General features: G+C 69.6%; 27 protein-coding genes. 16 read left to right on the top strand and 11 right to left on the bottom strand.

Annotated elements, in window-relative coordinates:
- Positions 1-101: 101 nt before the first annotated feature.
- The 3 genes from ACLF6J_RS14350 (at position 102) to ACLF6J_RS14340 (ending at position 3,347) form a co-directional block, all read left to right on the top strand.
- Positions 102-965, top strand: coding sequence for an EamA family transporter (locus ACLF6J_RS14350; RefSeq protein WP_134352149.1), 864 nt, complete (start codon positions 102-104; stop codon positions 963-965).
- Positions 966-1,073: 108 nt separating this feature from the next.
- Entirely contained in the window at positions 1,074-2,501 is a 1,428-nt protein-coding gene (locus ACLF6J_RS14345) for an HNH endonuclease signature motif containing protein (RefSeq protein WP_134352148.1), read from the top strand.
- 96 nt (positions 2,502-2,597) lie between these two features.
- On the top strand, positions 2,598-3,347 hold the full coding sequence (locus tag ACLF6J_RS14340; RefSeq protein WP_134352147.1) for a TIGR00266 family protein: 750 nt from the start codon (positions 2,598-2,600) through the stop codon (positions 3,345-3,347).
- A 68-nt stretch (positions 3,348-3,415) separates the two neighbouring features.
- Here ACLF6J_RS14340 and ACLF6J_RS14335 read toward each other — a convergent pair whose 3' ends face one another.
- Positions 3,416-4,072, bottom strand: coding sequence for a response regulator (locus tag ACLF6J_RS14335; RefSeq protein WP_227991794.1), 657 nt, complete (start codon positions 4,070-4,072; stop codon positions 3,416-3,418).
- Between the two features lie 227 nt (positions 4,073-4,299).
- On the opposite strand from ACLF6J_RS14335, the gene ACLF6J_RS14330 reads away from it, so the two are divergent.
- Positions 4,300-5,442 (top strand): sensor histidine kinase, encoded by a 1,143-nt coding sequence (locus ACLF6J_RS14330; protein ID WP_134352146.1) that lies wholly within the window; start codon positions 4,300-4,302, stop codon positions 5,440-5,442.
- A gap of 243 nt (positions 5,443-5,685) precedes the next feature.
- Here the strand turns inward: ACLF6J_RS14330 and ACLF6J_RS14325 are convergent, their stop codons facing one another.
- Positions 5,686-6,429, bottom strand: a complete 744-nt coding sequence (locus ACLF6J_RS14325) for a GntR family transcriptional regulator (protein WP_227991793.1) — start codon at positions 6,427-6,429, stop codon at positions 5,686-5,688.
- A 169-nt stretch (positions 6,430-6,598) separates the two neighbouring features.
- Here ACLF6J_RS14325 and ACLF6J_RS14320 point away from each other — a divergent pair, with 169 nt between their 5' ends.
- The 6 genes from ACLF6J_RS14320 (at position 6,599) to ACLF6J_RS14295 (ending at position 13,163) form a co-directional block, all read left to right on the top strand.
- Complete coding sequence (locus ACLF6J_RS14320) at positions 6,599-7,528, top strand: phosphate/phosphite/phosphonate ABC transporter substrate-binding protein (protein WP_047524604.1); 930 nt, start codon at positions 6,599-6,601, stop codon at positions 7,526-7,528.
- A 107-nt stretch (positions 7,529-7,635) separates the two neighbouring features.
- The gene (phnC, locus tag ACLF6J_RS14315; RefSeq protein WP_134352145.1) at positions 7,636-8,466 is read left to right on the top strand and encodes a phosphonate ABC transporter ATP-binding protein; all 831 of its coding nucleotides are present in this window, start codon (positions 7,636-7,638) and stop codon (positions 8,464-8,466) included.
- Positions 8,463-10,217, top strand: coding sequence for a phosphonate ABC transporter, permease protein PhnE (gene phnE, locus ACLF6J_RS14310; RefSeq protein ID WP_134352144.1), 1,755 nt, complete (start codon positions 8,463-8,465; stop codon positions 10,215-10,217). The genes phnC and phnE overlap by 4 nt, the downstream gene beginning before the upstream one ends.
- Before the next feature lie 14 nt (positions 10,218-10,231).
- Positions 10,232-11,359: a TIGR03364 family FAD-dependent oxidoreductase gene (locus tag ACLF6J_RS14305; RefSeq protein WP_244093499.1), complete on the top strand. Its 1,128-nt coding sequence runs from the start codon at positions 10,232-10,234 to the stop codon at positions 11,357-11,359.
- Positions 11,356-12,063, top strand: coding sequence for a phosphonatase-like hydrolase (locus tag ACLF6J_RS14300; RefSeq protein ID WP_134352142.1), 708 nt, complete (start codon positions 11,356-11,358; stop codon positions 12,061-12,063). Before ACLF6J_RS14305 ends, ACLF6J_RS14300 begins: the two co-directional genes overlap by 4 nt.
- A gap of 11 nt (positions 12,064-12,074) precedes the next feature.
- A complete protein-coding gene (locus ACLF6J_RS14295; RefSeq protein WP_134352141.1) occupies positions 12,075-13,163 on the top strand; it encodes an alcohol dehydrogenase catalytic domain-containing protein in 1,089 nt (362 codons plus the stop codon).
- Between the two features lie 45 nt (positions 13,164-13,208).
- Here the strand turns inward: ACLF6J_RS14295 and ACLF6J_RS14290 are convergent, their stop codons facing one another.
- A complete protein-coding gene (locus ACLF6J_RS14290) occupies positions 13,209-13,622 on the bottom strand; it encodes a CBS domain-containing protein (RefSeq protein ID WP_131494260.1) in 414 nt (137 codons plus the stop codon).
- Entirely contained in the window at positions 13,619-14,098 is a 480-nt protein-coding gene (locus ACLF6J_RS14285) for an FHA domain-containing protein (RefSeq protein ID WP_134352140.1), read from the bottom strand. Before ACLF6J_RS14285 ends, ACLF6J_RS14290 begins: the two co-directional genes overlap by 4 nt.
- Positions 14,099-14,287: 189 nt before the next feature.
- Here ACLF6J_RS14285 and ACLF6J_RS14280 point away from each other — a divergent pair, with 189 nt between their 5' ends.
- The 3 genes from ACLF6J_RS14280 to ACLF6J_RS14270 all read left to right on the top strand — a co-directional run bounded on the left by ACLF6J_RS14280 (position 14,288) and on the right by ACLF6J_RS14270 (position 16,589).
- The gene (locus tag ACLF6J_RS14280) at positions 14,288-14,635 is read left to right on the top strand and encodes a hypothetical protein (RefSeq protein WP_021201203.1); all 348 of its coding nucleotides are present in this window, start codon (positions 14,288-14,290) and stop codon (positions 14,633-14,635) included.
- A 100-nt stretch (positions 14,636-14,735) separates the two neighbouring features.
- Positions 14,736-15,620 carry an SDR family oxidoreductase gene (locus ACLF6J_RS14275; protein ID WP_134352139.1) on the top strand — a complete coding sequence of 295 codons (885 nt, stop codon included), beginning with the start codon at positions 14,736-14,738 and terminating at the stop codon, positions 15,618-15,620.
- A gap of 51 nt (positions 15,621-15,671) precedes the next feature.
- Positions 15,672-16,589, top strand: a complete 918-nt coding sequence (locus tag ACLF6J_RS14270; protein ID WP_134352138.1) for an EamA family transporter — start codon at positions 15,672-15,674, stop codon at positions 16,587-16,589.
- Here the strand turns inward: ACLF6J_RS14270 and ACLF6J_RS14265 are convergent.
- Both ACLF6J_RS14265 and ACLF6J_RS14260 read right to left on the bottom strand, forming a co-directional pair.
- Positions 16,561-17,340: a YidC/Oxa1 family membrane protein insertase gene (locus ACLF6J_RS14265; RefSeq protein WP_134352137.1), complete on the bottom strand. Its 780-nt coding sequence runs from the start codon at positions 17,338-17,340 to the stop codon at positions 16,561-16,563. The two genes, ACLF6J_RS14270 and ACLF6J_RS14265, sit on opposite strands and share 29 nt — an antisense overlap.
- A gap of 66 nt (positions 17,341-17,406) precedes the next feature.
- Complete coding sequence (locus tag ACLF6J_RS14260; protein ID WP_047524590.1) at positions 17,407-17,679, bottom strand: DUF6412 domain-containing protein; 273 nt, start codon at positions 17,677-17,679, stop codon at positions 17,407-17,409.
- Between the two features lie 133 nt (positions 17,680-17,812).
- On the opposite strand from ACLF6J_RS14260, the gene ACLF6J_RS14255 reads away from it, so the two are divergent.
- The gene (locus ACLF6J_RS14255; RefSeq protein WP_134352136.1) at positions 17,813-18,859 is read left to right on the top strand and encodes an NAD(P)H-dependent flavin oxidoreductase; all 1,047 of its coding nucleotides are present in this window, start codon (positions 17,813-17,815) and stop codon (positions 18,857-18,859) included.
- Positions 18,860-18,912: 53 nt separating this feature from the next.
- Here the strand turns inward: ACLF6J_RS14255 and purU are convergent, their stop codons facing one another.
- Entirely contained in the window at positions 18,913-19,764 is an 852-nt protein-coding gene (purU, locus tag ACLF6J_RS14250; protein ID WP_047524587.1) for a formyltetrahydrofolate deformylase, read from the bottom strand.
- A gap of 86 nt (positions 19,765-19,850) precedes the next feature.
- Between purU and ACLF6J_RS14245 the strand changes: the two genes are divergently transcribed.
- Together ACLF6J_RS14245 and ACLF6J_RS14240 are read left to right on the top strand one after the other, a co-directional pair.
- Positions 19,851-21,065 carry a cation:proton antiporter gene (locus ACLF6J_RS14245; protein WP_134352135.1) on the top strand — a complete coding sequence of 405 codons (1,215 nt, stop codon included), beginning with the start codon at positions 19,851-19,853 and terminating at the stop codon, positions 21,063-21,065.
- Positions 21,062-21,532, top strand: a complete 471-nt coding sequence (locus ACLF6J_RS14240; RefSeq protein WP_131494269.1) for a glutaminase — start codon at positions 21,062-21,064, stop codon at positions 21,530-21,532. Before ACLF6J_RS14245 ends, ACLF6J_RS14240 begins: the two co-directional genes overlap by 4 nt.
- Before the next feature lies 1 nt (position 21,533).
- On the opposite strand, the gene ACLF6J_RS14235 is transcribed toward ACLF6J_RS14240, so the two are convergent.
- The 4 genes from ACLF6J_RS14235 to ACLF6J_RS14220 all read right to left on the bottom strand — a co-directional run bounded on the left by ACLF6J_RS14235 (position 21,534) and on the right by ACLF6J_RS14220 (position 24,894).
- Complete coding sequence (locus ACLF6J_RS14235; RefSeq protein WP_134352134.1) at positions 21,534-22,250, bottom strand: glutamine amidotransferase-related protein; 717 nt, start codon at positions 22,248-22,250, stop codon at positions 21,534-21,536.
- A gap of 40 nt (positions 22,251-22,290) precedes the next feature.
- Positions 22,291-22,980, bottom strand: coding sequence for a substrate-binding domain-containing protein (locus tag ACLF6J_RS14230; protein WP_134352133.1), 690 nt, complete (start codon positions 22,978-22,980; stop codon positions 22,291-22,293).
- Positions 22,981-23,041: 61 nt separating this feature from the next.
- Positions 23,042-23,356, bottom strand: coding sequence for a hypothetical protein (locus tag ACLF6J_RS14225; RefSeq protein WP_134352132.1), 315 nt, complete (start codon positions 23,354-23,356; stop codon positions 23,042-23,044).
- Positions 23,356-24,894, bottom strand: a complete 1,539-nt coding sequence (locus tag ACLF6J_RS14220; RefSeq protein ID WP_134352131.1) for a PspC domain-containing protein — start codon at positions 24,892-24,894, stop codon at positions 23,356-23,358. The genes ACLF6J_RS14225 and ACLF6J_RS14220 overlap by 1 nt, the downstream gene beginning before the upstream one ends.
- Positions 24,895-24,977 lie beyond the last annotated feature (83 nt).

The following is a 24,977-nucleotide window of genomic DNA, read 5'->3' as shown; positions in this document are numbered from 1 at the left end:
CGGCGCCACGGCACTCCTCCGCAGGAGAGCCGTCATCTGACAGGACAAAAGCCCGGAGGACCCTGTTCGTCGCGCCGTGCGTCGGACGGAAGGGTCTCGCCGTGTCGCCTCTCGCCTTCGTCCTGGTCTTCGGAGCCGCCATCGCCCACGCGGCGTGGAACATCATCGCGCACGGCATCAGCAGGGCCGGAGCGCCGTTCTTGTGGTGGGGTGCCGTCGGGAGCACCGTCGTGTGGGCCGGAGCCGTGCCGTTCACGGGCGGCCTCGGTACCGACGATGTGGGGTCCTTCGTCCTCGGGGTCGTCGTCTCGTCGATCCTTCACGTCGGCTACATGGCGGTCCTCCAGCGCGGATATCAGAGAGGCAACCTCTCCACCGTCTACGCGACCGCCCGCGGCACCGGCCCCTTCCTCTCCGTGATCGTCGCCGTGCTGCTGCTGGGGGAGCGCCCGTCTGCGGTCGCGCTCGTGGGCGTGGCGGCGGTGATCGTCGGGGTCGTCGCCGTCGGTCTCGTCGATCGGGGCAGAAGGGCGGGGACGGGGCGGATCGATCCCGGCATCGTGTTCGGCCTGCTCACCGGCGTCGCGATCGCGATCTACACGATCTGGGACGCTCACGCGGTGCGGACGTGGGGCCTCTCACCCGTCGCGTTCATGGTTGGGACCACGGTGCTGCAAGTGCCGTTCTACTCGATCGCGGTTCGTCGCCGCTGGGATGCGGTGTGGGCGCTCGGCCGCACGCAGTGGCGCCGCATCCTCGCTTTCGGGATCCTCTCCCCGCTGTCGTACATCCTGGTGCTGACGGCGATCCAGATCGCCCCGGTCGCGCTGGTCGCACCGTTGCGCGAGGTGAGCGTCGTGCTGGTGAGCCTCTTCGGGGTCTTCGTCCTGCGGGAATCGCGTCCGGGATGGCGGATCGCCGCATCGCTCGTGGTCGTCGCAGGCATCGTGCTGCTCGCGCTCTGAGCGTCGTGGTCCGCTCCCCGCCGAACGCATTCCGGGATATCGCGAAATACCTCCTGAACAGCCCTGTTTCGGGCTCGAAATGTCAGTGGTCGGGCGTTGAATGAGGGCATGCACCCGCTCCTGGACTCTCTCGATCAGCTGGTCACCGACCTCGATCGCGTGCTGTCCGGCGGAGGGTTGGCGGGGCAGACCGATGCCGGGCGGATGGAGGTGCTCCGCACCGCAGGAGAAGCGCTGCGGCGAGTGGAGGCGGTGATCGTGGAGGCGGTTGCATCGACCGACCAGCGGTTCTCCGACGACTTCGGGTGCCGCTCACTGAACGAACTGCTGCAGAGGGTGCTGCGGCTCGACGCGCCGGGGGCCTCGCGAGTCGTGGAGGCAGCCTCCGCCGTGCGTCGCGAGGTGTCGTTGTCGTCGGGGGAGCGACTGCCCGCTCGGTACCCCGCGCTGCGTGAGGCACTCCTCGATGGTGCGATCGGCGTGACCGGCGTCCTCGCGGCCACGACCCCGATCGATCAGGCGGGCGATCGCATCGGCGCCGCGGAGCGGCTGGTGGCCGACGCGGCGCTGGCAGACATCGCCCGCGGCTGCCTCGCTGCGGACGACATCGCGGATGCCGACTCCGCGCCGCCCGCGACACCCGACGACCTTCGTCAGTTCGCGCAGGTGCTGGCCATGACGCTCGATCCGGATGGCGCTGAGTCGTCCGACCTCCGGGCACAGCAGCAGCGGTTCGTGACGGTCGGGCGCCTCCGCGACGGGGTGCATCCGCTGCGAGGCAATCTGCTGCCGGATGCCGCGGCGCAGCTGCAGCTGATCCTCGACGCGCAGTGCAATCCGAAGACCGGCGGTCCGGTTCCGCCCGGGGTCGTCTTCCGCGACTCCGAGGGAGAAGCGCCGAACGCTGAGCCGTGGAACACGGATCCGAGGCACGTGGTCGACGGGCGCTCCGCGGCGCAGAAGCGACATGATGCGCTGACCGCCGCGTTGGGGGTCGCAGCGCGCCATGACGAGATGCCGAGCCTGGGCGGCGCCGCCCCGACTCTGGTCGTGCAGGTGGGGGCCGAAACCGTGGCGACCGGCACGGGATGGGCCACGATCGCGAACACGCAGGCGCCGGTCCCTCTCGGAATGGCTTCGCAGGTCGCGTGCGCGGGAGCGATCCAGCGTGTCCTCACCGACGAGGGGCGGATCATCGGCGTGACGGTCAGCGATCGGGTGTTCACCGTGCACCAGCGGCGCGCGATCGTCGCGCGCGACGGGGAGTGCCTGATTCCGGGGTGCCACGTTCCCGCGTCCTGGTGCGAGATCCACCACGTGGTCGAACATGCCCGGGGTGGTCCCACCCAGACCGACAACGGCGTGCCGTTGTGCTGGTGGCATCATCGTTCGCTGGAGACCTCCGGATGGGAGATCAGGATGAGCGGGGGGCTTCCGCAGATCCGCGGTCCCGCGTGGTGGGATCCGGGGCGCCGCTGGCGCGCTCCCCATCGTCCGGTTCTGTCGAGCGTTGCGGGGACATGCCTCGCTCAGTGACCCCGGTCTCTCAGCGATCGGCGTCGCGGAAGAACGCATTCCGGTATATCGCCAAATCCCTCATTTTGCACGCTCCATAGCAGTTATCCTTGCTGCATGTCAAGCTTTGAACTTCTTCCGAACGAGGGTGCCGCGACCGGCTTCGGCTACCGCGTCGACTACCGCCCCGCCTTCCCCATGGCCACCGTGGGTCTTGCCGCCGGCGCGTCGATGGCAGCCCAGGCCGGGGCGATGGTGTCGATGAGCGCTTCCGTCGAACTCACCTCCAAGATGGAGGGCGGGATCATGGGGGCGATCAAGCGCTCCGCCGCGGGCCGCTCGGCGTTCGTCTCCACCTTCACCGCGGGATCGCAAGGCGGCGAGGTCGTCCTCGCACCGGCCACCCTCGGCGATGTCGTCCCCGTACGGCTCGACGGGGAGTACCTCATCGCGGCTTCCGGCTATCTGGCCAGCGAACCGGCGATCGACATCGACACCCGGTGGGGTGGCTCGGCGGGCTTCTTCGGTAGCAACAGCCTGTTCATCCTGCGTGCGAGCGGCTCCGGAGTGATGTTCCTCACGGCGTTCGGAGCGCTCCACCAGAAGCAGCTTGCCGCGGGCGAGGAGTACATCGTCGACACGGGGCACGTGGTCGCCTGGGACTCGACCCTGAAGTACAAGACCAAGAAGGCTGCGAGCAGCCTGTTCCGCTCGGTCACCTCGGCCGAAGGACTCGTCGCGCATTTCACGGGGCCGGGCGTCGTCCTGATGCAGACCCGGAACGTCGAGGCCTTCGCGGGTTCGCTGAGCCCCTTCATCGGTGCGTCCAGCGGCTCCGGCGGCGACACCGTCAGCATCTTCGGCTGACGCCACTCGCCGCTGAGCCCCGCGTCCCTCCTGTCGACCGAGTGTCGAGGGGAGGGACGCGCTGATTCTCAGCGGAAGTTGACGAGGCCGGCGTGCGCGGCCGTGACCAGGATCTGCACCCGGTCGCGCAGGTGCCACTTCGACATCATGCGTCCGAGGTGGGCCTTCACCGTCCCCTCGGAGACGATCAGTGCTTTGGCGATCTCGGCGTTCGACATGCCCTTCGCGAGGCATTGGAGCACCTCCGCCTCCCTCTCGGTGAGAGGTTCGAGGGCATCCACATCGGCGGTCGCGGGGGTGGAGTCGCGGACGTGCTTGATGAGCATCGACGCGATCCGCGGGGAGAGCGAGCTCGCTCCGCTGTGCACCTCGCGCACACCGATGACGATCTCTTCGGCGCTGGAGTCTTTGAGGAGGTAGCCGGAGGCGCCTGCGCTCAGCATGGGGAGGACCGTGTCGCTCCCGTCCAGCGTCGTCACGGCGAGCACTCGGACGTGCGGCCAGCGTTCGGCGATCACACCCGTGGCCTCGATGCCGTCCATCTCGGGCATCTGCACGTCCATCATCACGACGTCGGGCTGCTCGCGCTCGACGGTGGCGATCGCCTCGAGCCCGTCCTCCGCCTGGGCGATGACGGTGATCTCGGGGTCACGGGAGACGAAGTGAGACAGCGCCGAGCGGACCAGCGGATCGTCGTCGACGATCAGGACACGGATTTCCTGCATAGGGGGAAGCCTAACGGCGTGAGCGGCTCGACGACCGCATGTAGACCTTTGGCTAAAAAGGTCTGGACTTGAGGCAGATGTGCCCCGGGAAGATCACCGAGAAGATGAATACAGACATCGACGAACGACTACATAATGGAGGTGAACGCAATGACTTTCTGGCAGCAGGTTGGCAAGTTTTTTGGTCTCGTCCGCTAGCGTACCTGGCGAATAGGAGATAGTGAAGTATGGCCTTCGACCAGTCCCCCCGACGATCTGCGGATTCGTTCCGGTTGGGTCGAGGCGAGAAGCTCAGCACGATCGAGCGGATCGTCGTCCTGGTCATACTCGGCATCACCATCGCCACCGACGTCATAGGCTTCTTCACCACGCCGGGTGTGAACCCGGCCGCCCTGGTGGTGAGCGTCGCATCCACTGCAGCGTTCGCCCTCTATCTCTGGAAGCCGCTCCTCGCGACATGCGCCCTCGGCGTCGTGTTCGCGTCATCATTTCTCGTGGGAACCGAATCCCAGGTTCTGACCGCCGCCGCAGTCGCGTCGGGTCTGGTCATGAGGCTGGGGTGGACTTCCCTGATCCTCGCCTACACCGGTGCGTTCCTCATCGCGACAGCAGTCGTCGCCTACGGCGACGCTGACGCCGGTGTGAATGTCGGTCTCTTCCTCGTCTTCGCCACGGTGGCCGGAGCTGTCGGGTTCGCCCTTCGGCTCGCGTTCGCCCGTGGCAGCCGCCTCGAGCGCGAACTCCAGGCGGCGGCCGAACAGGAGCGCCAAGCAGTACTCGCCGAGCGGCGCTGGATCGCCGGTGAGTTGCATGACAGCATCGCTCACCACCTCACGGTGGTGTCGTTGCACGTGCAGATGCTCGAAGACCCCCAGACAAGTACAGATTCGCAAGAGGCGATTCGCGTCGCCGCACGCAAGGCGATGACCGATCTCCGGTTCGTGATCGAACTCGCCGACGACGGACCACAATCCTCGAGCGTGCAGACCGGTGACCTCGCTGCGGCGATCGACGAGGCCCAAGAAGAATTCGAGGCTGCAGGTCACTCCGTGGACCGCGTGGGAGATCCTCGTGACGAGCGCATCCCTCGTGCGGTCGAAATCGTCCTCGCGCGCATCACGCGCGAGTCCGCCACGAACATCCTCAAGTACGCCGGCCCCGGCGAAGTGCAGATGCACCTCGCGGTCGACGACGAGGTCGCGCATCTCATCCTCCGGAGTCCTCTCCCGACCACCCCGCGCCGGGAGCTCTCCTCGAGCCGTACGGGTCTCACCCGCATGGCGGAGCGTGTGATGGGAGCGAGCGGACAGTTCAGTGCCGGCGAAGAGGAAGGATCCTGGGTCGTGTCGGCCCGCCTTCCGGTCGTCTGATGCTCTAGAGTGTGTGAGCACGCTTCGTCGATGACCGCAAAATCTGGACAAAGGTCTAGATAAACCTCGACGTTCGGCCCTACGTTTCGGGTTGAGCCTCTCCGTATTCTGGAGGCTCCCCAGATAAAGCGTCCCCAGCGCTGCGATCGCGAGCGCGGTCTTTCTGGCTTCTGAAACACTTTGCGCGCTCGCGATCGCCATCTGCGTTAACGGGCGATTTTCCGGCCCCGTTCTGGCGCCGGGCTACGCGCCCACCGCTCGCATGTAGTGCCCATCGGTGGAGATTCCCGACGCGGCGACGGTGAAACGCACGACCTCGCTCAGGTAGCGGTCCTCCGACGCCTCGAAGATCCGTCCCTCCGCGTCCCGCGAGGTGCGGGTGAGGCGCAGGATCGGCGTGCCGCGTGGTACGCGCAGGAGTGCGGCATCCTGGTCATCCGCTGCGACCGCGTCGATCACGTGCTCCAGGGTGACGATGGGGTGTCCCACCGACGACAGATACTCGGTGATCGAGACCTCATCCAGGTTCACCTCGAACAGGTGACGCCCCGCGACCTCGGTGTAGTTGAGGCGCTCGAGCATGGTCGGGCGTCCGTCAAGGAAGCGCAGCCGTACGACGCTCACGATGGTGTCGCTCTCATCGACGCCGAGTGCAGCCCCCAGGGTACCGGCGCGCCGCAGGCTCAGCTCCTGGGTCTGGGCGCCGGGCGAGACCCCGAGTTCGCGCGCCCAACGTGTGAACGGCACCGACACGTCCACCGCTTGATTGGCCTTGCGCGCCACCACGCGCGCGGGGCGGCCGCGCGTCGTCTCGATCAGGCCCTCTGCGCGCAGAGCCGCCAACGCATTGCGGATCGGGCCGCGCGAGGTCTGCCACCTCTGTGCGAGCTCCGCCTCGGTCGGGACGTCGTCTCCCGGGCGCAACCCGCCGTCGGCGATCCGAGCGCGGAGGTCGTCAGCGATCTGGGTGTACACAGCTTCAGCCACATAGGTACATTACTTCGTCATGCCCACCCACGCGATCGCGTTCCAGGAGCGTTCATCCAGGCGAATGGCCGGTAAACGAGTTCTGAACTCTTCCGAGTTAGGTACATATCTCAGTGCGGCACCTGTCAGAGTCTTCCGTGGATCACCCCTCCCACTCTGAAAGGTCCTCATGAAGCTTCGCGCTCTCCCCGCCCTCGCCGGTGTCGCGATCCTCGCGCTCGGTCTCGCCGCCTGTTCGGGCTCGGCTGAGGCGACTGGTGCCTCGGGCGCCGACGGGTCGTCCTCTGCGAGCGGATTCGCGGTCGACGAGAACACGCTCGTCTTCGGCGTCGTGCCCGACTCGGTCGACACCGAGACCAACTACCAGCCGCTGATGGACTACATCGCCGACCTCACGGGCAAGTCCGTCGAGTACCACGAATCGACCGACTACGCCGCGCTCATCGAGGCGGCCGTGGCCGGCAAGGTCGACGTGGCGTCGTTCTCGGGCTTCACCTATGTCACCGCCACCAACAACGGCGCCAAGCTCACTCCCATCTCCTCGATCGTGACCGAAGAGGGCCAGGAGCCGGGCTACTACTCGCAGGCGATCGTCCCCGCAGACAGTGACATCACGAGCATCGACGGCTTCAAGGGCAAGAAGGTCTGCTTCGTCGACCCGTCCTCGACCTCGGGCTACCTGTTCCCGTCGTACAACCTGCTCGAGGCCGGCATCGACCCGAAGACCGACATCACCCCGGTCTTCGCCGGCAAGCACGACGTCAGCGTCACCAAGGTCGGCGAGGGCGTCGAATGCGAGGCGGGCTTCGCCGAGGACTCCGAAGTCGAGAAGTCGGACAAGGTGAAGGTCATCGACGAGACCATGGTGCCCGGTGCACCGCTCGTCTACTCGTCCACGCTCCCCGACGACGTCTCGAAGAAGCTCATCGACGGACTCTCCGAGATCACGATCGACGACATCATCGCCGCAGGCATCGACAGCGCCGACACCGACTCCTTCCGCAGTGTGTTCTACGCCACGAAGCCGGTCGACGACGCGTACTACGACCTGATCCGCGACATCTGCAAGGAGACCGAAGCGGAGCAGTGCAAGGCCTGAGCCCGGCCTGACCACCTCGCCTCATCGGCGCCCTCCGTCCCGTCCGCCTCGCACGGACGAGACGGAGGGCACCACCGCACGACTCACCACACCACAGGAGCCACGACATGACCGCCTCGGCATCCGACGCCCTCATCCGCCTCGACGGCGTGACGAAGACCTTCGGGACGACCACTGCATTGAAGGACGCCTCCCTGGAGGTGTCCCGCGGCGAGATCGTCGTGCTTCTCGGGCTCTCCGGCTCGGGCAAGTCGACCCTGCTGCGCCACCTCGACGGCCTCGAGATCCCCACCTCGGGCTCGGTCGAGGTGTTGGGAGCCGACGTTCCCTCGCTCAAGGGACGCGCGCTGCGCGACCTCCGCAGCCGGGTGGGCTTCATCTTCCAGCAGTTCGAGCTCGTGCCCTCGCTCACGGTGCTCGAGAACGTCCTCACCGGTTCGCTCTCCGACCTGCGCGGACCGCGCCTCGGGCTCTGGGGGTACTCGCGAGCCGCGAAGGTCACCGCACTCGAACACCTCGACCGGGTCGGACTGCTCGACCGCGCGTACCAGCGCAGCGACACCCTCTCGGGGGGACAGCAGCAGCGGGTGGCCATCGCCCGCGCCCTCATGCAGAAGCCCGACATCCTGCTCGCCGACGAACCGGTCGCCTCGCTCGACCCGGAGTCGAGTGAACAGGTGATGGCACTGATCCGCGAGATCGCCGCCGACGAGGGACTCACCGTCGTGTGCAGCCTGCACCAGGTCGACCTCGCGATCAGCTGGGCCGACCGCATCGTCGGACTCCGCCACGGCGAGGTCGTGCTCGACACCCCGACCGGCGACCTCACCAAGGCCCAGGTCATGGAGATCTATGGCCGCGTCGCCACCACGACCGCCGAGATCCGTGCCGTCCAGGAAGAACTCGTCGAAGCGGCGGCGCAGGTGGCGGCATCATGACGGCTCTCGACGCGTCGACGGGCTCCTCGACGCGGGGCGGCGGCGCGGCTCCTCGGCAGGCGGGACAGGTGAGGGAGCGCGCCCCGAAGCGGGTGGTCTCCCCGGAACGCATCGCCGCATCCCTCACCCTTGTCGCGCTCCTGGTCCTCGGTATCCTCGCCGTCCGTGACGTCGACATCTCGATCCCCGCCATGGTGCAGAGCTGGGGCAACGCCGAGAACTTCATGGCCCGCATCGGCGGACTCACGTTCCCCGCGCCCGGGGATCTCGTCTGGCTGATCGCACTCACCGTCGGTCTCGTGCTCGTCGGAACCCTGCTCGCCGCGGTTCTCTCGGTGCCGATCGCCTACCTCGCCGCGTCCAACACGACTCCGGGCAACGGCTGGCGTGCCGCCGCTCGATTCATCGGCGTGCTCACCCGTGCGCTCCCCGATGTTGTCCTCGCGATGGCGTTCGTGCTGATGTTCTCGCTCGGCACCCTTCCCGGCATCCTCGCCATCGGCATCCACTCGATCGGCATGATCTCGAAGATGTTCGCCGATGCGATCGAGCAGATCGACGAGGGTCCCCGCCTCGCGATCCGTGCCGCGGGCGGTTCGAAGATGCAGGAGTTCTCTGCGGGGATCCTCCCGCAGGTGCTGCCCAGCTGGGTGGCCACTGTGCTGCATCGCAACGACATCAACCTGCGAGGCAGCGTCGTGCTCGGATACGTCGGGGTGGCCGGTCTGGGCCTGGAGATGTCGTACGCCTTCAAGTCGCTGAACTACGGCAAGGGCCTCGGCATCGCGCTCGTCATCTTCCTCCTGTGCATCGCGATGGAGGTCATCTCCAGCATGGTTCGCGGCGCGATGCTGGGCGAGCAGAAGCACACCCGCTCGTGGATCGACCGGATCCTCCACCCGCGCCTCGGAGCGAACACCGTAGCCGCGCCGGTCGGTCGCCCCGCCTGGGCCACGAGCCCCGAGACCGCCGTGCGTCGCCCCTGGACCGCCCGACGCGTGCGCCACACCGTCGCCGGCGTCGTGGCGGTGCTCGTCGTCATCGGCAGCATCGTGGTCAGCCAGATCAACTGGATGGACCTGATCACCTTCTGGGCCAAGCTGCCCGAGGTCGCCGCGCTGTTCTGGCCGCCCTCCTTCGGGAACTACGACGCGAGCGCCATGTTCGAGGCGATGCGGGAGACCGTCGCGATCGCGCTGGCCGCCACGGTGCTCACCCTCGTCCCTTCGCTCGTGCTCGGCTCGCTCGCCGCCCGCAACGTCGCGCCGAACTCCGGAGCACGGGGGACGGCACGACTCCTGCTCGTCGGCATCCGCGGCATCCCGGAGCTGATCCTGGCGATCGTGCTCGTCGTGATCACGGGACTCGGCGCGCAGGCCGGCGTCATCGCCCTCGCGATCGGCGGGATCGGACTCCTCGGCAAGCTCATCGCCGACTCGTTCGAAGAGGTGGATCGCGGCCCCGAGCGCGCGCTCCGGGCCGTCGGGGCGACGCGTCTGCAGACCTACGCCTCGGCCACGGTGCCGCAGGGGACCCAGGCGCTGATCGGTCACAGCTTCTACATGCTCGACACGAACATCCGTGCGGCGACCATCCTCGGGATCGTCGGTGGCGGTGGGGTCGGCTACTACCTGCTCAACGCGAGCCAGGGTTCGCGCTACGAGACCGTGACGGCGATCGTGCTGATGATCCTCGCCACCGTGCTCGTCGTCGAAGGCCTCGCCATGTGGATGCGGAAGGTGTTCCGATGAACCCGGATCGCTCTGTGAACTCTGCGGACGTCGTGGTGGTCGGGGCCGGGATCGTCGGTCTCGGCGCGGCCTACGCGGCGGTCCGTCGCGGGCTGCGGGTGATGGTGGTCGACCGCACCGATGCACCGGTCGGTGCCACGATCCGCAACTTCGGACACCTCTGCATCGGAGCGCAGGGCGGCGAGGCCCGGCGGTATGCCGACGCCTCGCGCGAGCTGTGGCTGCGTCTCTCCCAGGACGCGGGCTTCTGGCTGCGCGAGTCGGGAACGCTGGTCGCCGCCCGCCACGACGACGAGATCGCGGTGCTCGAGGCGGCCGCTCGCGACGGCGGGATCCGGATGCTCGAGGCCGACGAGCTCCTGCAACTCGCACCGCTGCGCGCCCAGGGCCTGGTCGGCGGCGCACACATCGAGAGCGACCTGCAGACCGATCCGCGCACGGCGGCGTCTGCGATCGCCCGCCACCTCGCAGCCCTCGGCGTGGACTTCCGCTTCCGCACCGGCGTGACCGGAGTCGGGCGCGGCCGGGTCGACACCACCCGCGGGCCCCTCACCTGCGGCAGCGTGGTCGTCGCCGCGAACCACGACATCGACCAGCTGCTGCCCGAAGTGGCCGAACGGCACGGGATCGTCCGCTGCGCCCTCGACATGATGCGGGCGGCCGTGTCGTTCCGGCATCCGCTCGCGGCGCCCCTGCTCACCGGATGGTCGCTCGTGCGGTACGGGCGCTTCTCCGACGGACCGGAGGCCGCCGTGCTGCGCGAACGTCTCCACGCCGAACGGCCTGATCTCGCCGCGCTCGACCTGAACCAGATGTACACACAGCTCCCCGACGGCACGCTCATCATCGGGGACTCGCACGCGACCGCCGCGGCTCCCTCGCCGTTCCAGCCCGAGGCTGCCTTCACCGCGTTCCTCACCGAGGCGGAAGCGCTGTTCGATGCGCCGGCGCCGCGGGTGATCGAACGCTGGCAGGGCGTGTACGCCAAGGGTCGGCAGGAGTTCCTGATCGATCGGGGCGACGACGGTGTGCTCGTGCTCGCCGCCACGACCGGGATCGGGATGACCACGGGCCTGGGTCTCGCGGAACACAATCTCACCGCCGCCTGCGGATGGGCGGCAACAAGGGAAGGAACAACATGACCACTCCCCTCGAACTCGTCGTCCTCGACATGGCGGGAACCACGGTGCTCGACGACGGCGTCGTGGAGCAGGCGTTCCAACGCGCGGCCGAGCGCACGGGCGTCGCGGATCGGATGCCGTGGGCGGAGGCACTCGACCACGTGCGTGCCACGATGGGGCAGTCGAAGATCGACGTCTTCACGCACCTCTCCGGCGGCGATGCCGACGCCGCGGCACGGGCGACCGCGGCCTTCGAGGGCGCCTACGCCGAGATCATCACCGAGCAGGGCGTCTCCGAGATCCCCGGTGCGGCGGACGCCATCCAGGGCCTCAAAGACGCCGGACTGCGGGTCGCGCTGACCACGGGCTTCGCTCCGATCACCCGAGAAGCCCTGCTCGACGGTCTCGGTTGGCGCGGCCTCGTCGACCTCGCGCTGTCGCCGATCGATGCCGGACGCGGTCGCCCCGCTCCCGACCTCGTGCTCACGGCGCTGCTGCGCACGCAGACCTCGTCGGTCTCCGCAGTCGCCGTCGCGGGCGACACCGTCAGCGATGTCGAGTCCGGACGCCGGGCCGGCGCCGGCTTCGTCGCCGGTGTGCTGACCGGTGCCCATGATCGGCCGGCCTTGAGCGCAGCGGGCGCCGATGCCGTGCTCGCCGACGTCACCGCGTTGCGCGGAGTGCTCGCCCAGCGCGAGCTGCTTCCGCTCATCACGACCTCCTGAGAGACCGTGACATGGGAACGCTGCTGATCCGTCCCGCAGGGCACCGCAGAGACGTCGCGCTGCGCCCGGCGGCGACCGCGATGGTCTGGATCGGCGCCGGACACCCGCACGAGACGATCGCGGTGCCGGGAGTGGCGCTCGCCGATGGCGACGTGCTGGTCGCGGTCGAGATGTCGACCATCTGCGGCTCCGATGTCCACACCGTGCAGGGGCGCCGCTCCGCTCCGGTGCCGCTGGTGCTCGGGCACGAGAGCGTCGGGCGTGTGATCGCGACCGGTGACGCCGGGGCGAGCGGGGTCGACGGCACCCCGCTGCGCATCGGCGATCGCGTGGTGTGGTCGGTGACCGTCTCCTGTGGGAGCTGCGACCGCTGCCTGCGCGGGATACCGCAGAAGTGCCGCGACCTCGGCAAGTACGGTCACGACCGGGTCGGTGTCCACGGCGACCTCACCGGCGCCTTCGCGAGTCACGTGCAGCTGCGCACCGGCACCGCGATCGTCCGCGTGCCGGAGGCACTCCCCGCAGCAGTGCTCGCTCCCGCCTCGTGCGCCACGGCGACCGCCTGGGCAGCGGTGGCCAGGGCTGCCCAGGGACGGGACCTCGACGGCGCCGCCGTGCGGATCCACGGCGCGGGATTGGTCGGGCTGTCCGCCGCGGCCATCGCCGTCGAGCAGGGCGCGACGGTGGAGGTGCTCGACCCGAACCCGGAGCGCAGGGCGCTCGCGACACGATTCGGCGCGACCGTCGTGGACCGCGAACCCGATGTCGTGATCGAGGCGTCCGGTCACGCGGTCCGCGACGCGCTCGAAGGCGTGGCGGTCGGCGGCACGGTCGTGCTCGTCGGCAGCGTCTTCCCCGCGGATCCGGTACCTTTCGACGCCGAGAGCATCGTGCGGCGCCTCGTGACGGTCGCCGGTGTCCACAACTACACGGGTGCCGAGCTGGCGGAGGCGGTCGGCTTCCTGGCCGGACGCGGTCGCGCCTATCCCTTCGGTGACGCCGTCGGCGCGGTCCGCGGGCTCCTCGAGATCGACAAGGCGTTGGAGGAGGCCGCCGAGCCAGGGGCACCGCTGCGGATCGGGCTGGTCCCGGGGCGCTGACCTCCGGCGCACCGGCCTCCGGGGTCAGGGATCCGGGGTCTGGGTTCAGCGGGAGATGCTCTCCACGGTCTTGCCCGTCGTGGCGGCCGAGAGTGATCGGGCGATGTCCGCCTGGCTCACGATGCCGACCAGGCGGCGGTCCGCGATCACGGGCAGACGGCGCACCTGGTTCTCCTGCATGCGCTCCAGGGCCACGCGGATGTCGTCGTCCGCGCCCACCGTGACGGGTTTCCCCTTCGCGAGCGCCTCGACCGGTGTCGTCTCGGGATCCATCCCCAGAGCGACCGCACCGACCACGATGTCGCGATCGGTGAGCATGCCCTTGAGGCGGCTGTCCTCTCCGCAGATCGGCAGCGCGCCGACGTCGAGCTCGGCCATGACGGATGCGGCGATGCGGAGCGAATCGTTCACGCCGATGCAGCGCGGGCTCGGCGTCATGAGGTCGCGCGTGGTGGTCATCGCTCTTCGCTCTCGTCGTAGTCCGGACGCGGCGGCTGCAGCGGCTGATCGGAGTACTCCCCACCCGCGCGCCCCCCGTACGGACGTCCGTGGTCGGCGAACTCGTCGCGTGCGAACACGAACGTCCAGGGCCCCGCCGTGAAGTGCGCGCCCGTGCGCAGCGTCTCGGAGGACTCGTCGGCGTGAGTCGCGTCCACACCCAGGCTCGCGTTGGTCTCGCCCTCGCCGTTCAAGGTCAGCACGTACTCGTCGCGGTCGTCGTGCGTGATGGTCGCGTGCACGGGGTCGGTCTCGGGGAGGCGCAGTTCGTTGCCCTCGGCCGACCCGATCCGCACCACGTCGGCCTCGAGCGCGAATTCGGTGCGTTCGTCGTCTCGGCTGATGCGCAATCGAGGGTTCCCCGCGCCCCATTCGGCATGCGTGGTCGTGGGGGTGTATCCGTCATCCGGGCGGTCGTCGATGTGTCGGTCGTTCATGGCAGTCCTCCTCGAATCGCGTGTCCCGAGGCTAGGGTCCTGCCGTCGCTCCGCCGAAGGGGGTTGACTTCGGTGCAGCGAGTCGCCAGCGCGCGGTCGACCGCACCCGGAGGCGATAACCTTCTCCCGAGTACGGGAGAATGAGGTGAGCCGTCGTCTCGGCCCGGCAGCGACCAAGGAGCACCACCCATGGGTAAATTCGTCTACGAAGGCGGCGTGAAGACCGAGATCGAGGATCGCGCCCTCACCCACCTTCAGCTCGTCATCACCGCGAAGCTGCGCCGCGGGGAGCCCTTCCCCTTCAGCTGGCGTGAGGATGCGAGCGTCGGCGGCGGGCGCACCACGGTGTGGATCCAGCCGGGGAGCTCGCTCGTCTTCAAGTACTTCGGCAGCCGTCAGCCGTCCATCAACCGGGCGTGGATCGAGGCACTCGCCTTCACCGCGAACGCGCCGAGCGGGCTGTACCTCGTGCCCGAACCCGCCGAGGCCGGCGACGAGCCCGGTGCCGGTGAGGTTCCGGTCACCCCTCCGCTCTGAGCCGGGACCGCGGCTCCGAGCCCGGGATGTCAAGCCCCTGACCACGGGCGGGCAAGGATGGAAGTGTGGGCCTCGTTCGACGAGACGAGGAGGATCGGCCATGACCGACGACACCACCGACCCCCGGCACGCGCACCGCGAAGAGGGCTTTCCCGACCAGCACCAGGACCAGCCGGGGCTGACCGAGCGGACGCGCCCCGAACCGGATCACGGCGAAGGAACCTACGTCGGCCACGGGCGCCTGGAAGGTCGCCGTGCTCTCATCACGGGCGGTGACTCCGGGATCGGTCGGGCCGTCGCGATCGCCTTCGCACGGGAGGGCGCCGACATCGCGATCGCGCACCTGCCCGAGGAGCAGGACGACGCGGAGGACACGCTCGCCCTCGTCCGCGAGACGGGGCGCACGGGTGTGGGCTTCGCAGGCGACCTGCGAGAAGAGGCGTTCGCGACCGACATCGTCGCCCAGACGCGGAGTGAGTTGGGTGGGCTCGACGTGCTCGTGCTCAACGCGGGCTATCAGCACGACATCGACGACTTCGGGAGTCTGGAGACGGACCGCATGCGTCGGGTGTTCGACACGAACCTGGCGGGCATGCTGTTCTCGGCGCGGGCGGCCTATCCCGACCTCCAGCCCGGAGCGAGCATCATCGTGACGGCTTCCATCCAGGCCTACAACCCCTCACCGGGATTGATCGACTACGCCATGACCAAGGCGGCGCAGATCGCGTTCGTCAAAGCGCTCGCCGAGGAGGCGGGACCCCGCGGGATCCGGGTCAACGCCGTCGCGCCGGGACCGGTCTGGACACCCCTGATCCCCGCGACCGGATGGGATGCCGAGAGGCTGGCGACCTTCGGTGCCGACACTCCGCTGGGGCGGGCGGGTCAGCCGGCGGAACTGGCCGGCGCCTACGTGTACCTGGCATCGGCGGAATCCTCGTACACCTCCGGCTCGGTCATCGCGGTCACCGGCGGCAAGGGCCTCTGACACGTGCTCAGGCGGCGGCACCGAGGGGGAGCCGCCGCCTAAGCTTGGGGAGTGCAGAAGCCGGCCGCGTCCCGTCCCCTCGTCGGAGTCGCGCTCGTCATCGGCTCCTGCCTCTCGCTTCCCTTCGGCGCCGCCGTCGCGGCCCAGCTCTTCCCGGTGCTCGGTCCGTGGGGGGTGACCTCACTGCGCGTCGCGATCGCCGCGATCCTCCTGGTCGTCATCGTGCGCCCGCGGCCCGGGAAGTGGACCCGCCCGCAGTGGTCCGCCGCGGTGCTCTTCGGCGTCTCGCTGGCCGCGATGAACGGCTTCTTCTACGCGGCGATCGACCGCATCCCCCTGGGCCCCGCCGTCGCGATCGAATTCCTCGGACCACTCGTGCTCGCGGCCGTGCTCACCCGGAAGGTCACGGACTTCGTCTGGGTCGGAGTGGCTCTCCTCGGAATGATCGTGCTGGGCATCGACGGCCTGATCGGTGCCGAGCCGCTCGATCCGCTCGGTGTGCTGTTCATCCTGATCGCAGCGGGCTTCTGGGCCATGTACATCCGGATGAGCGCCCGCGTCGGCTCCCTCATCCCGGGCAGCAGCGGCCTGGCGATGGGACTCGTGGTCGCTGCCGTCCTGCTCATCCCGGTCGGCATCCCGGCCGCGTCGACGGTGGCGATGGATCCGCAGCTGCTCCTGCTCGCCGCGATCACCGCGGTGCTGTCGTCCGTGATCCCCTACAGCTTCGAGCTCGCGGCGCTGCGCCGTCTGCCGCAGCGCGTGTTCGGTGTGCTGCTGAGCCTCGAACCGGCGTTCGCGACGCTCGCCGGCTGGCTCATCCTCGGCCAGGACGCCACGCCGCTGCGGATGCTCGCCGTCGCCCTCGTGATCGCCGCGAGCGTCGGGACCACGCTCGGGGTGCGGAGGGAACGCCGCGACGACGGTCCCTCCGGCCCGTTCACTGCACCGATACCGCTGCCCGACTGACCGCGGGGACCGGCAGCGGGTACCGGCGGCGCAGGATCACGCGCTGCACGAGCGTCCACACCACCGTGACCGTCAGGTAGAGCGCAGCGGCGAGAGGCACGAACACGGCGAAGACCGCGGTCGCGTAGTGCATCACCGAGACGACGCGCAGCAGGGTGGGGGAGTTCAGGGGTGAGTCGTCCCCATCGACCGGCGTCGGGCGGAACACGCGGCGGGTGATCTCGGCGACGGCGAGCATGACCGCGAGCAGCACCCCGAACACGAGGAAGGTGGCGGGTGTCGCGGTGCCCCCGAACAGCGCCGACACCAGGCTCGTGCCCAGCGGTGCGCCGAACAGGTCGTGCGCGAGCAGCTCGTTCGGGTGTCCCGCGATCTCGGGCCGGAGGAACAGCGTGTAGAGGATGCCGACCACGGGGGCCTGTGCGAGCACCGGGAGCATCCCCGCGAACGGCGACGTGTTCTCCGCGCGGTACAGCGCCAGCGTCTCCTTCTGCAGGCGCTCGGGGTTCTTCTTGTGGCGGCGCTGCAGCTCGCGCAGCTTCGGCGCGAGACGCGCCCTGGTCTGCTCGGCCTTGGCCTGGGAGATGCCGACGGGGATGAGCAGTACCCGCACGAGCAGTGTGACGAGCACGACGGCGAGAGCGGCGGCGGAGGCACCGACGATGGGGGTGAGCAGGTCGGAGAGCCCGGTCAGCGCGCTGTAGGCGGCGTCGAGGAGGGCGGCGAGGGGTGGAAAGGCAAAGGGGTCCATGGAAGTGTCCGTTCGAGGTGTCGGGAAGGGTCGGCGAAGGCCGCGCGGTCCCGTCGAAAGAGCGGACTACGCGGCGGTCGCGACTCCCGGCGCCCGAGGGCGCGGATGCCCGGCGGCATCAGGATCACTCTGCGTGAGGAGGGTGCCGACGTCGATGGCGCGCAACGGATGCGGGGCACCGGTCGAGGCCTCGGGGCGCACACTCAGCACGATCGCGAGGGTGAGTGCGGTCACCGCGAGCAGGGCGACGGCGAGGCCGAGAGCCGTGGCATCCGGCATCGACACGAGGCCGAGCGCGGTCGCGACGATGCTCAGCATCTGCCCGAACCACTCGCTCATGCGCGCTCCCTTCCTGTTGTGAGGGTAGCACCGGGGGCGGCCACCGCTTTCGAATCGCGCGAATGGTGCGCTCCCGGCCACTTATGCCGCACAGTGCACGATTCGGAAGCCTGCGGGGCGTACGGTCGAAAGCATGAGTGACCTTCGCGCCCTGTTCGGGATCGAGCAACCGATCATCCTCGGCCCGTTCGGCGGGCTCTCCTCGACCGCCCTCACGGCTGCGGTCAGCGCTGCGGGCGGCCTCGGTTCGTTCGGACTCTACGGCTACGACGGCGACCGCATCCGTGCGACCGGCGCGGCGCTGCGGGCGGCGACCGATCGTCCGTTCGCGGTGAACATCTGGCTCCCCACCGGCGACGAGGTCGAGCCGAATCCGCAGCACACGGTGTTCGCGCAGGCGCTGCAACCCTTCTACGAGGCGGTCGGCATCGATGTCCCGGCGCGCCCGGAGCGGTACGTCCCGTCGCTCGAGGAGCAGCTCGACGCGATCTGGGAGATCCGGCCCGCGGTGCTCAGCACGGTGTTCGGGGTGCCGTCGGCCGAGGTCGTCCAGGCGGCACAGCGCCGGGGGATCCGCATCGTCGGTACCGCGACCACCGTCGCCGAGGCCGTCGCGCTCGCCGACGCCGGGGTGGATGCGGTGGTCGCCACGGGTGCCGAGGCGGCCGGGCATCGGGTGTCGTTCCTCCGTCCGGCTGAGGACTCGCTCGTCGGCACGTTCGCGCTCGTCCCGCAGGTGGTCGATGCGGTGGACGTGCCGGTGATCGCGGCAGGGGGCATCGCCGAGCGACGGGGAGTCGCCGCGGCGTTCGCGTTGGGGGCGACCGGCGTGCAGATCGGGACGGCCTTCCTCTCGACGGCGGAATCCGTGGCTACGCCCGCGCATCGCGCCGCGATCCGTGCGACCGCCGCCGAGGAGACGGTGCTCACCCGTGCCATGAGCGGTCGCCTGGCCCGGGGCGCCCGCAACCGTGCGGTGCGGGCGATCGAGGCGAGCGGCACGATCGCACCGTTCCCGATGCAGAACTGGCTCACCGGACGCTTCCGGGCCGCGGCGGGGGAGCAGAATCTCGGGGAGCTCCAGTCGCTGTGGATGGGGCAGGCGGCGCCGCTCGCACGCCATGACAGCGCCGCCGAGGTGTTCGCGGAGCTGGCCGCCGGCGTGCCGCGCCCCTCCTGACCGCTCACCGCCTGCGCCCCGCGACCGGAGGAGGGCCCAAGGGGCGTCGGGGCCTAGAGGATGACGGTGGACTTGCCGTGCACGATCACACGGTCCTCGGCGTGCCACTGCACGGCGCGGGCGAGGACGAGTCGCTCGACATCGGCCCCGCGGCTCTGCAGCTCGGCCGCTGACTCGGAGTGGGTCACGCGCGTGACGTCCTGCTCGATGATCGGCCCCTCGTCGAGGTCGGCGGTCGCATAGTGCGCGGTCGCGCCGATCAGCTTCACGCCGCGGTCCTTGGCGCGGGCGTAGGGGTTCGCCCCGATGAACGCGGGCAGGAAGGAGTGGTGGATGTTGATCACCGGCGCCTCGAGGCGGGTGATGAAGTCGTCGGTGAGGATCTGCATGTAGCGCGCCAGCACGACGAGGTCGACGTTCCCGCGCAGCAGTTCGAGCTGTCGCTCCTCCATGGCGGCCTTGTCGCCCGAGGGGATGTGCACGAAGGGCACGCCGAAGGAGCGGACCGACTCGGCAAGGTCGGGGTGGTTGGAGACGACCATCGTGATGTCGATGTCGAGCTGGCCGCGCTGTGTGCGCCAGAGCAGCTCCATCAGGCAGTGGTCGTACTTCGAGACGAAGATCGCCACGCGCTTGCGGCGGGCGACGTCGTGCAGCGACCACTCCATGCCGAAGCGTTCGGCGACGACGGCGATGTCGGCTTCGAGCGCGGGGCGTGCGGCGGCGAGTCCATCGAGGTGGATCACGGTGCGCTGGAAGAAGCGTCCGCCCTCGGAATCCGTCGAGTGCTGGTCGAGCGAGATGATGTTCGCACCGTGCTGGGCGAGCACGCCCGCCACGGCGGCGACGATCCCGGGCTGGTCGTCGCAGGCGATGAGCAGGCGGGCGGTATCGGGCTGGGACATGGAGGCTCCTCGAGGGTGTGCATCGATTCTGCCGTGGATGCACACCGGGGGCGAATCGCGGGAGGCGACTCGCTACTCTGAGAATCGTGGAAGCGAGCGATCTCGGCCTGGTGCTGATCCCCCTGCTGGCCGTCGCCGCGCCCCTGCTCGCCCGCGGGGTCCGCCCGGCGGTGCGGGTGCCGATCGTGGTGTTCGAACTCGTGCTCGGGATCCTCGTGGGGCCGGCGGTGCTCGGCTGGGTCGAACCGGGCCCCCTGCTGGAGAAGCTCAGCGACTTCGGTCTGGCGCTGCTGTTCTTCGTCGCCGGCACCGAGATCGACTTCAAGACCGTGGCGGGCAAACCGCTCGCCCGCGCCTCCCTCGGCTGGCTCCTCAGCGTCCTGCTGGGCATCGGCCTGGGCTTCTTCTTCGCCCCCGGCGAGGGGATGGTCGTGATCGGCATCGCGCTGAGCTCCACCGCGCTCGGCACGCTGATGCCGATCCTGCGCGACGCCCGCGAGCTGGACACGCCGTTCGGTCGTGCGATCAGTGCGATCGGCGCGGTCGGCGAGTTCTTGCCCCTGATCGCGATCTCGATCTTCCTCAGCACGCGCACCACACCGATCGCCACGGCCGTCCTGCTGACGTTCGTGGTGCTGGCCGGGCTCGCGGTGCTGCTCGCGCACCGTGTGCCGCACGGGCGGCTGCACCGCATCGTCCGTGCGACGCTGCACACGTCCGACCAGTTCGGGGTGCGCTTCGTGATCCTGCTCATCGCGGCGCTGGTCGGCCTGAGCGTGATGCTCGACCTCGACATGCTGCTCGGAGCCTTCGTCGCGGGAGCGGTGTGGCGCATCATCATGACGCGGGCACCGAAGGAATCCGCCGAGGAGGTCGAGAGCAAGATCGAGGCGATCGCATTCGGATTCCTCGTGCCGATCTTCTTCCTCTACACGGGCGTGACCTTCGACCTGCAGGCCCTGCTCACCTCGCCGACGGCCCTCGCCTTGGTGCCCATCTTCCTGATCGCGCTGCTGGCCATCCGCGGGGCGGCCGCGCAGCTCTCGGCCCCGGTGGGGATGAGCGTCCGCGACCGTGCGGCCCTCGGGCTCCTCGCCGCCACCGGACTGCCGATCATCGTCGCGGTCACCGCGATCGGCGTCGACGAGAAGATGCTCGACACCGGCACCGCGGCGGCACTGGTCGGAGCGGGCATGCTCTCGGTGCTGCTCTATCCGTTGATCGGGATGACCCTGCGCGGGGATCGCGCCGACGTCGTCGGGCCCGCGCGTGCGGGCGACGCCGTGCAGGGGGAGCTGTGACGAGTGCGTCGGTGCTCCTGACCCGTACGGTGCAGAGCCTCGACGGCATCGCGAAGGAAGGGCTCGGCGAGCAGCGCGTCTCCCGGTGGCGCGGGCGCCGCATCGTGCGGGTCGGCGAAGCATGGCATCTGGGTGTGCTGCTGCTGACCGACACGCACGCGCTGGCCACGGCCGAGGTGCTCCGCGCGGCCGATCCCGGACGCCGCGGCTACACCGCCGAGTCGGCCAGAGCACGCGCCGAACGTCGTGCCGAAGCCCTGCGGGGTGGCTTCGACGAGGGTGACGTCGTCCACGTGGGATGGAGCGTGATCGACGTCGACGCCGTGGATGCGGGCGGCTCCTCCGGTCCGCTGGCGCTCGTCGACGGCGTCCCCTCGGTGCGGTGGAGCGCGGCCGGCGGGTTCATGCCCTTGGAGGCATACCTGCGTGAGCGCGTGTCCCTGTTGCGGGATTCGGCGGAAGGCTGAGTCAGGCGAAGGTCTCGGCGAAGCGGCGCAGAAGCGCGGCGCCCTCGGTGACCGATGCGGCGAGCACCTGCTGCTGCACCGCGTCGAACTCTTCCGGGTCGAAGTAGCCGGTGGTGCGGTAGAACGTCATCCGGTCCGCGAAGTCGCGGGGGGTGGGCTCCGGATGGAACTGCGCTGCATACAGGTGCGTGCCCACGCGGTAGGCCTGCACCGGGCAGGCCCCATTGGTCGCCAGGAGCACCGCGCCGGGCGGGGTGCTCGCCGAGCTCTCCTTGTGTGCCGTGAACACGGTGAGAGCGGGGCCGCTCGGCCCGAACACGGGATCGGCGGCGCCGGCTTCGGTCACATCGATCACGGTGGCGCTCGCGGGCTCGGGAGTGTCCGTCACGACCTCGCCCCCGAGCATGCGGGTCACGACACCGATGCTGAAGCAGGTGAAGAACACCGCGATCTCGCCGGCCATCGCCGCGTCGGCCAGTGTGCGGAGGTCGGCTTCGACCCGCAGCTGCTCCGCGGACTTCACCGTGTCGGAGACGTTGAACGGCGAGCCCCCGACCACGACGCCGCGGTATCCGCGTAGACGCTCGATGTGCAGCGGTGTCTGCAGCAGGTCGAGTCGATCGACGACGTCGACGCCGAGAGCCCGTCGGAAGGACGCATGCTCGGCGTCCGCCGCCCCGATCTCGGGTCGCACGCACACGTAGAGAAGCGAGGCCATCAGGAGATTCTAACGAGCGCGCGGAGCCGGGCCGACGCGGTCACCGGGAGGAGTTCGCGGTCCGGCCGCGGACGATGCCGACGAAGGTCTCGACGTCGGGTGTGGTGCGATCGCGAGGCCAGACCAGCGCCACCGTGGACGACGGACCGCCGACGAGCACGCGGTGGTCGGCATCCTTGCGGTGGTGCAGGCGAGCCAGCGACATCGGGACGATCACGATGCCGACGCCGGAGGCCGCCGTGGCGATCGCCTCTCCGGTCGGCAGTGCGGCGAAGGCGGCCGGGAGTGTGCCGGGGAGGTCGAGCGGGCCCAGCACGTCATCGGACAGCCCGATCACGACCTCGCCCTCGAGATCCGCGGCGGAGAGCTCTTCGGCCGCCATCAGGTGCGAGTCGACCGCGGCGATCACGACCGGCACCTCGTCGTACAGAGGGATGATGTGCAGGGACTCGTCCGTGAGCGGCAGACGGACCAGCGCCGCATCGATCGCGTCGAGCGCCTCGCGCTGGGTGGCGACCTCGATCGGGACGAGCTCGAGCGGCACTCTCGGCATGCGCTGCTTCCACGCGTCGATCCACTTGCCCGGTGTCGCGCCCGGCACCGCGCCCAGACGGAAGGTACGCGGTGCCTCGGGCTCGGGCTGAGGGGCATCGAAGACGACCTTGGCCGTCTTCTTCTTCGGCTTCTGCGGCGGGAAGCGCTCGGCGGGGGCGGCCTTGTTGCGACGCACAGGGGTACCTCGACCTGCGCCCTTCCCGGGCCGCCTTCCCTGATTCGCCATGGGGTCCAGGCTACTCGGCGGGGGAGACGGGCACGTCCGCGACGGCGACGGGGTCCGTCGCCGTCGCGAGTTTCCGCTGCGCACGGCGGATGAGCCCTGCGGCTCCGCCGACCAGGATCAGCACGCCCACAGTCAGGAGGAGGATCGTGACGATCGTGGTCGGCGTCAGAGCGAGGAGCCCATCGGCGACGGTGTCCCTCCGGTCGGCGTCGGCCAGCATCCAGAGGGCGACCGCGGCGATCGCGGCGAACAGGAGGCCCCAGATGATGGCGGCCCAGCGCGTGCGGGGAGGGGAGGGGGCTTCGACGATCGTCGGCGTACTCATCACTGGTCTTCCTTCGCGGGCTCGTAGAGGGTGACGGAGATCACTCCGCTGGTCTGATCGATCGTGACGGGTTGCACGAGGGTGGGCTCGGTGTCCTCGGCGGCGACCTTCTGCAGGACGATCGACTCCCCGTTCCTGCGCACGGGAGTCCAGGTGCCGTGCGCAGTGATCTGGCCGGTCTCCTCATCCACTCGGGTCCACGAAACGGTCGCCGATCCGACGACGGCGCGCAGATCGAGCTCGACGCCCGACTGGACGTCGATGTAGGTGTTGCCGGATCCCTTGTCCACGACGATCGACCGCGCACCGTCCTCGAACGGATTCAGCGTGAGGAACGTATCGCCGAAGGGCTGCCGGACGTGCGCAGATTCGTCGTTGCCGAGCGCGACGTAGCCCAGCGTGACGCCCGGGAAGGCGGAGAAAGCGCCGGCGACGAGTCCGCCGATGAGCGTCACCACGGTCGCGAAGGCCAGGAACCCGCTGCGCCGACGGAACGCCCCGGCCACGATCATCCCGAGTGCCAGGATGAGCGCCGCCGCGAGCAGTCCCAGGGCGCCGCCGAGGGCCTCACCGCCCGTGACGAGACCGACGGCAGAGCCCGTGATGATCGCGAGGCCGATGATGGTCGCGGCGAACGCGAAGCCGGCCCGGGGGTTCGAGGCACGGCGGAGGCGTCGGCGCTCCGCGGCTTCGGTCGCGAACACCGCAGCCTCGGCCTGGCGTTCACGACGCAGCTGGTCGCGGGCGGCACGCTCGATGTCCTGCTGCTGGCGGCGCCACGCCTGATCCTGTTCCTTCCAGGCCGCGTGCTGGGCGCGCCAGGCCTCGAGAGCGGTGGGGTCCTGTGAACCGGGCGGGAGGGGGGCGGGCGGTTCCGGGGGAGTGAAGGCGAGCGCGGTGTCGGAGACCTCATCGGCGAGAGTGGCATCCGCCCCCTCAGCGGTACCCGAATCGCTGAGGGGGTCGGATGCGCCCGGGGCCGCCGAATCTGCGGAAGCCATCGGCAGATCCGGCGCGGAAGCACCCGGGGTGCGGCGCATGGCGCGCACGATCAGGAAGAGCAGACCGGCGACGAGCACGAGCCCGACGATCCAGCTGACGACGGAGAGGGCCGACCACCCGTCGTAGCCGAGTCCGAAGAGACGTCCGGCCAGTGGTGCGGTCGGGAAGAGACCGATGACGGCCATCGCGAGGATGCCCCACTGCGCCGGCTGATAGTCGCGGCGGAACAGATCGCGGAGGTGGACCCGTCCGTCGATGTCGGGCAGCAGCGCCCAGGCCGCGGCGTACAGGAAGATCACCGGCAGGCCGAAGAGCGCCGCGACCACGAGGATCCCGCGGACGATCAGCGGATCGATGCGCAGCCGTGCAGCGATCCCCGCGGCGACACCGCCCAGCCAGCCCTCGGACCGGGCGACGCCGAGGCCGGCGACCCAGAGGAGGAAGCGTTCGGCTCCGCGGGGGATGCCGGTGCCCGGTGCGCCGACGGCCGGAGCGGCCTGGTCGGCAGGAGGCGGGGGTGCAGTCGGAATCGTCATGCTTCGATCCTGGCGTCATCCGTCGGGCCCCTGCCATGGGGGGAACCCCTGAGTGGCCCCTGATTCTGGCCAGGGGAGGACCC

Source organism: Microbacterium sp. IO18, from assembly GCF_049099505.1.
GTDB lineage: Bacteria > Actinomycetota > Actinomycetes > Actinomycetales > Microbacteriaceae > Microbacterium > Microbacterium aurugineum.
The sequence above is the reverse complement of the archived record's forward strand: the minus strand, read 5'-3'. Positions and strand labels throughout refer to the sequence as shown.

Bases quoted from the DNA above. Each gene is read 5' to 3' on its own strand.
- ACLF6J_RS14345 (WP_134352148.1), top strand. From the start codon at position 1,074: ATGCACCCGCTCCTGGACTCTCTCGATCAGCTGGTCACCGACCTCGAT.
- ACLF6J_RS14340 (WP_134352147.1), top strand. From the start codon at position 2,598: ATGTCAAGCTTTGAACTTCTTCCGAACGAGGGTGCCGCGACCGGCTTC.
- ACLF6J_RS14335 (WP_227991794.1), bottom strand. From the start codon at position 4,072: ATGCAGGAAATCCGTGTCCTGATCGTCGACGACGATCCGCTGGTCCGC.
- ACLF6J_RS14330 (WP_134352146.1), top strand. From the start codon at position 4,300: ATGGCCTTCGACCAGTCCCCCCGACGATCTGCGGATTCGTTCCGGTTG.
- ACLF6J_RS14320 (WP_047524604.1), top strand. From the start codon at position 6,599: ATGAAGCTTCGCGCTCTCCCCGCCCTCGCCGGTGTCGCGATCCTCGCG.
- phnC (WP_134352145.1), top strand. From the start codon at position 7,636: ATGACCGCCTCGGCATCCGACGCCCTCATCCGCCTCGACGGCGTGACG.
- phnE (WP_134352144.1), top strand. From the start codon at position 8,463: ATGACGGCTCTCGACGCGTCGACGGGCTCCTCGACGCGGGGCGGCGGC.
- ACLF6J_RS14300 (WP_134352142.1), top strand. From the start codon at position 11,356: ATGACCACTCCCCTCGAACTCGTCGTCCTCGACATGGCGGGAACCACG.
- ACLF6J_RS14295 (WP_134352141.1), top strand. From the start codon at position 12,075: ATGGGAACGCTGCTGATCCGTCCCGCAGGGCACCGCAGAGACGTCGCG.
- ACLF6J_RS14290 (WP_131494260.1), bottom strand. From the start codon at position 13,622: ATGACCACCACGCGCGACCTCATGACGCCGAGCCCGCGCTGCATCGGC.
- ACLF6J_RS14285 (WP_134352140.1), bottom strand. From the start codon at position 14,098: ATGAACGACCGACACATCGACGACCGCCCGGATGACGGATACACCCCC.
- ACLF6J_RS14280 (WP_021201203.1), top strand. From the start codon at position 14,288: ATGGGTAAATTCGTCTACGAAGGCGGCGTGAAGACCGAGATCGAGGAT.
- ACLF6J_RS14275 (WP_134352139.1), top strand. From the start codon at position 14,736: ATGACCGACGACACCACCGACCCCCGGCACGCGCACCGCGAAGAGGGC.
- ACLF6J_RS14265 (WP_134352137.1), bottom strand. From the start codon at position 17,340: ATGGACCCCTTTGCCTTTCCACCCCTCGCCGCCCTCCTCGACGCCGCC.
- ACLF6J_RS14260 (WP_047524590.1), bottom strand. From the start codon at position 17,679: ATGAGCGAGTGGTTCGGGCAGATGCTGAGCATCGTCGCGACCGCGCTC.
- ACLF6J_RS14255 (WP_134352136.1), top strand. From the start codon at position 17,813: ATGAGTGACCTTCGCGCCCTGTTCGGGATCGAGCAACCGATCATCCTC.
- purU (WP_047524587.1), bottom strand. From the start codon at position 19,764: ATGTCCCAGCCCGATACCGCCCGCCTGCTCATCGCCTGCGACGACCAG.
- ACLF6J_RS14235 (WP_134352134.1), bottom strand. From the start codon at position 22,250: ATGGCCTCGCTTCTCTACGTGTGCGTGCGACCCGAGATCGGGGCGGCG.
- ACLF6J_RS14225 (WP_134352132.1), bottom strand. From the start codon at position 23,356: ATGAGTACGCCGACGATCGTCGAAGCCCCCTCCCCTCCCCGCACGCGC.
- ACLF6J_RS14220 (WP_134352131.1), bottom strand. From the start codon at position 24,894: ATGACGATTCCGACTGCACCCCCGCCTCCTGCCGACCAGGCCGCTCCG.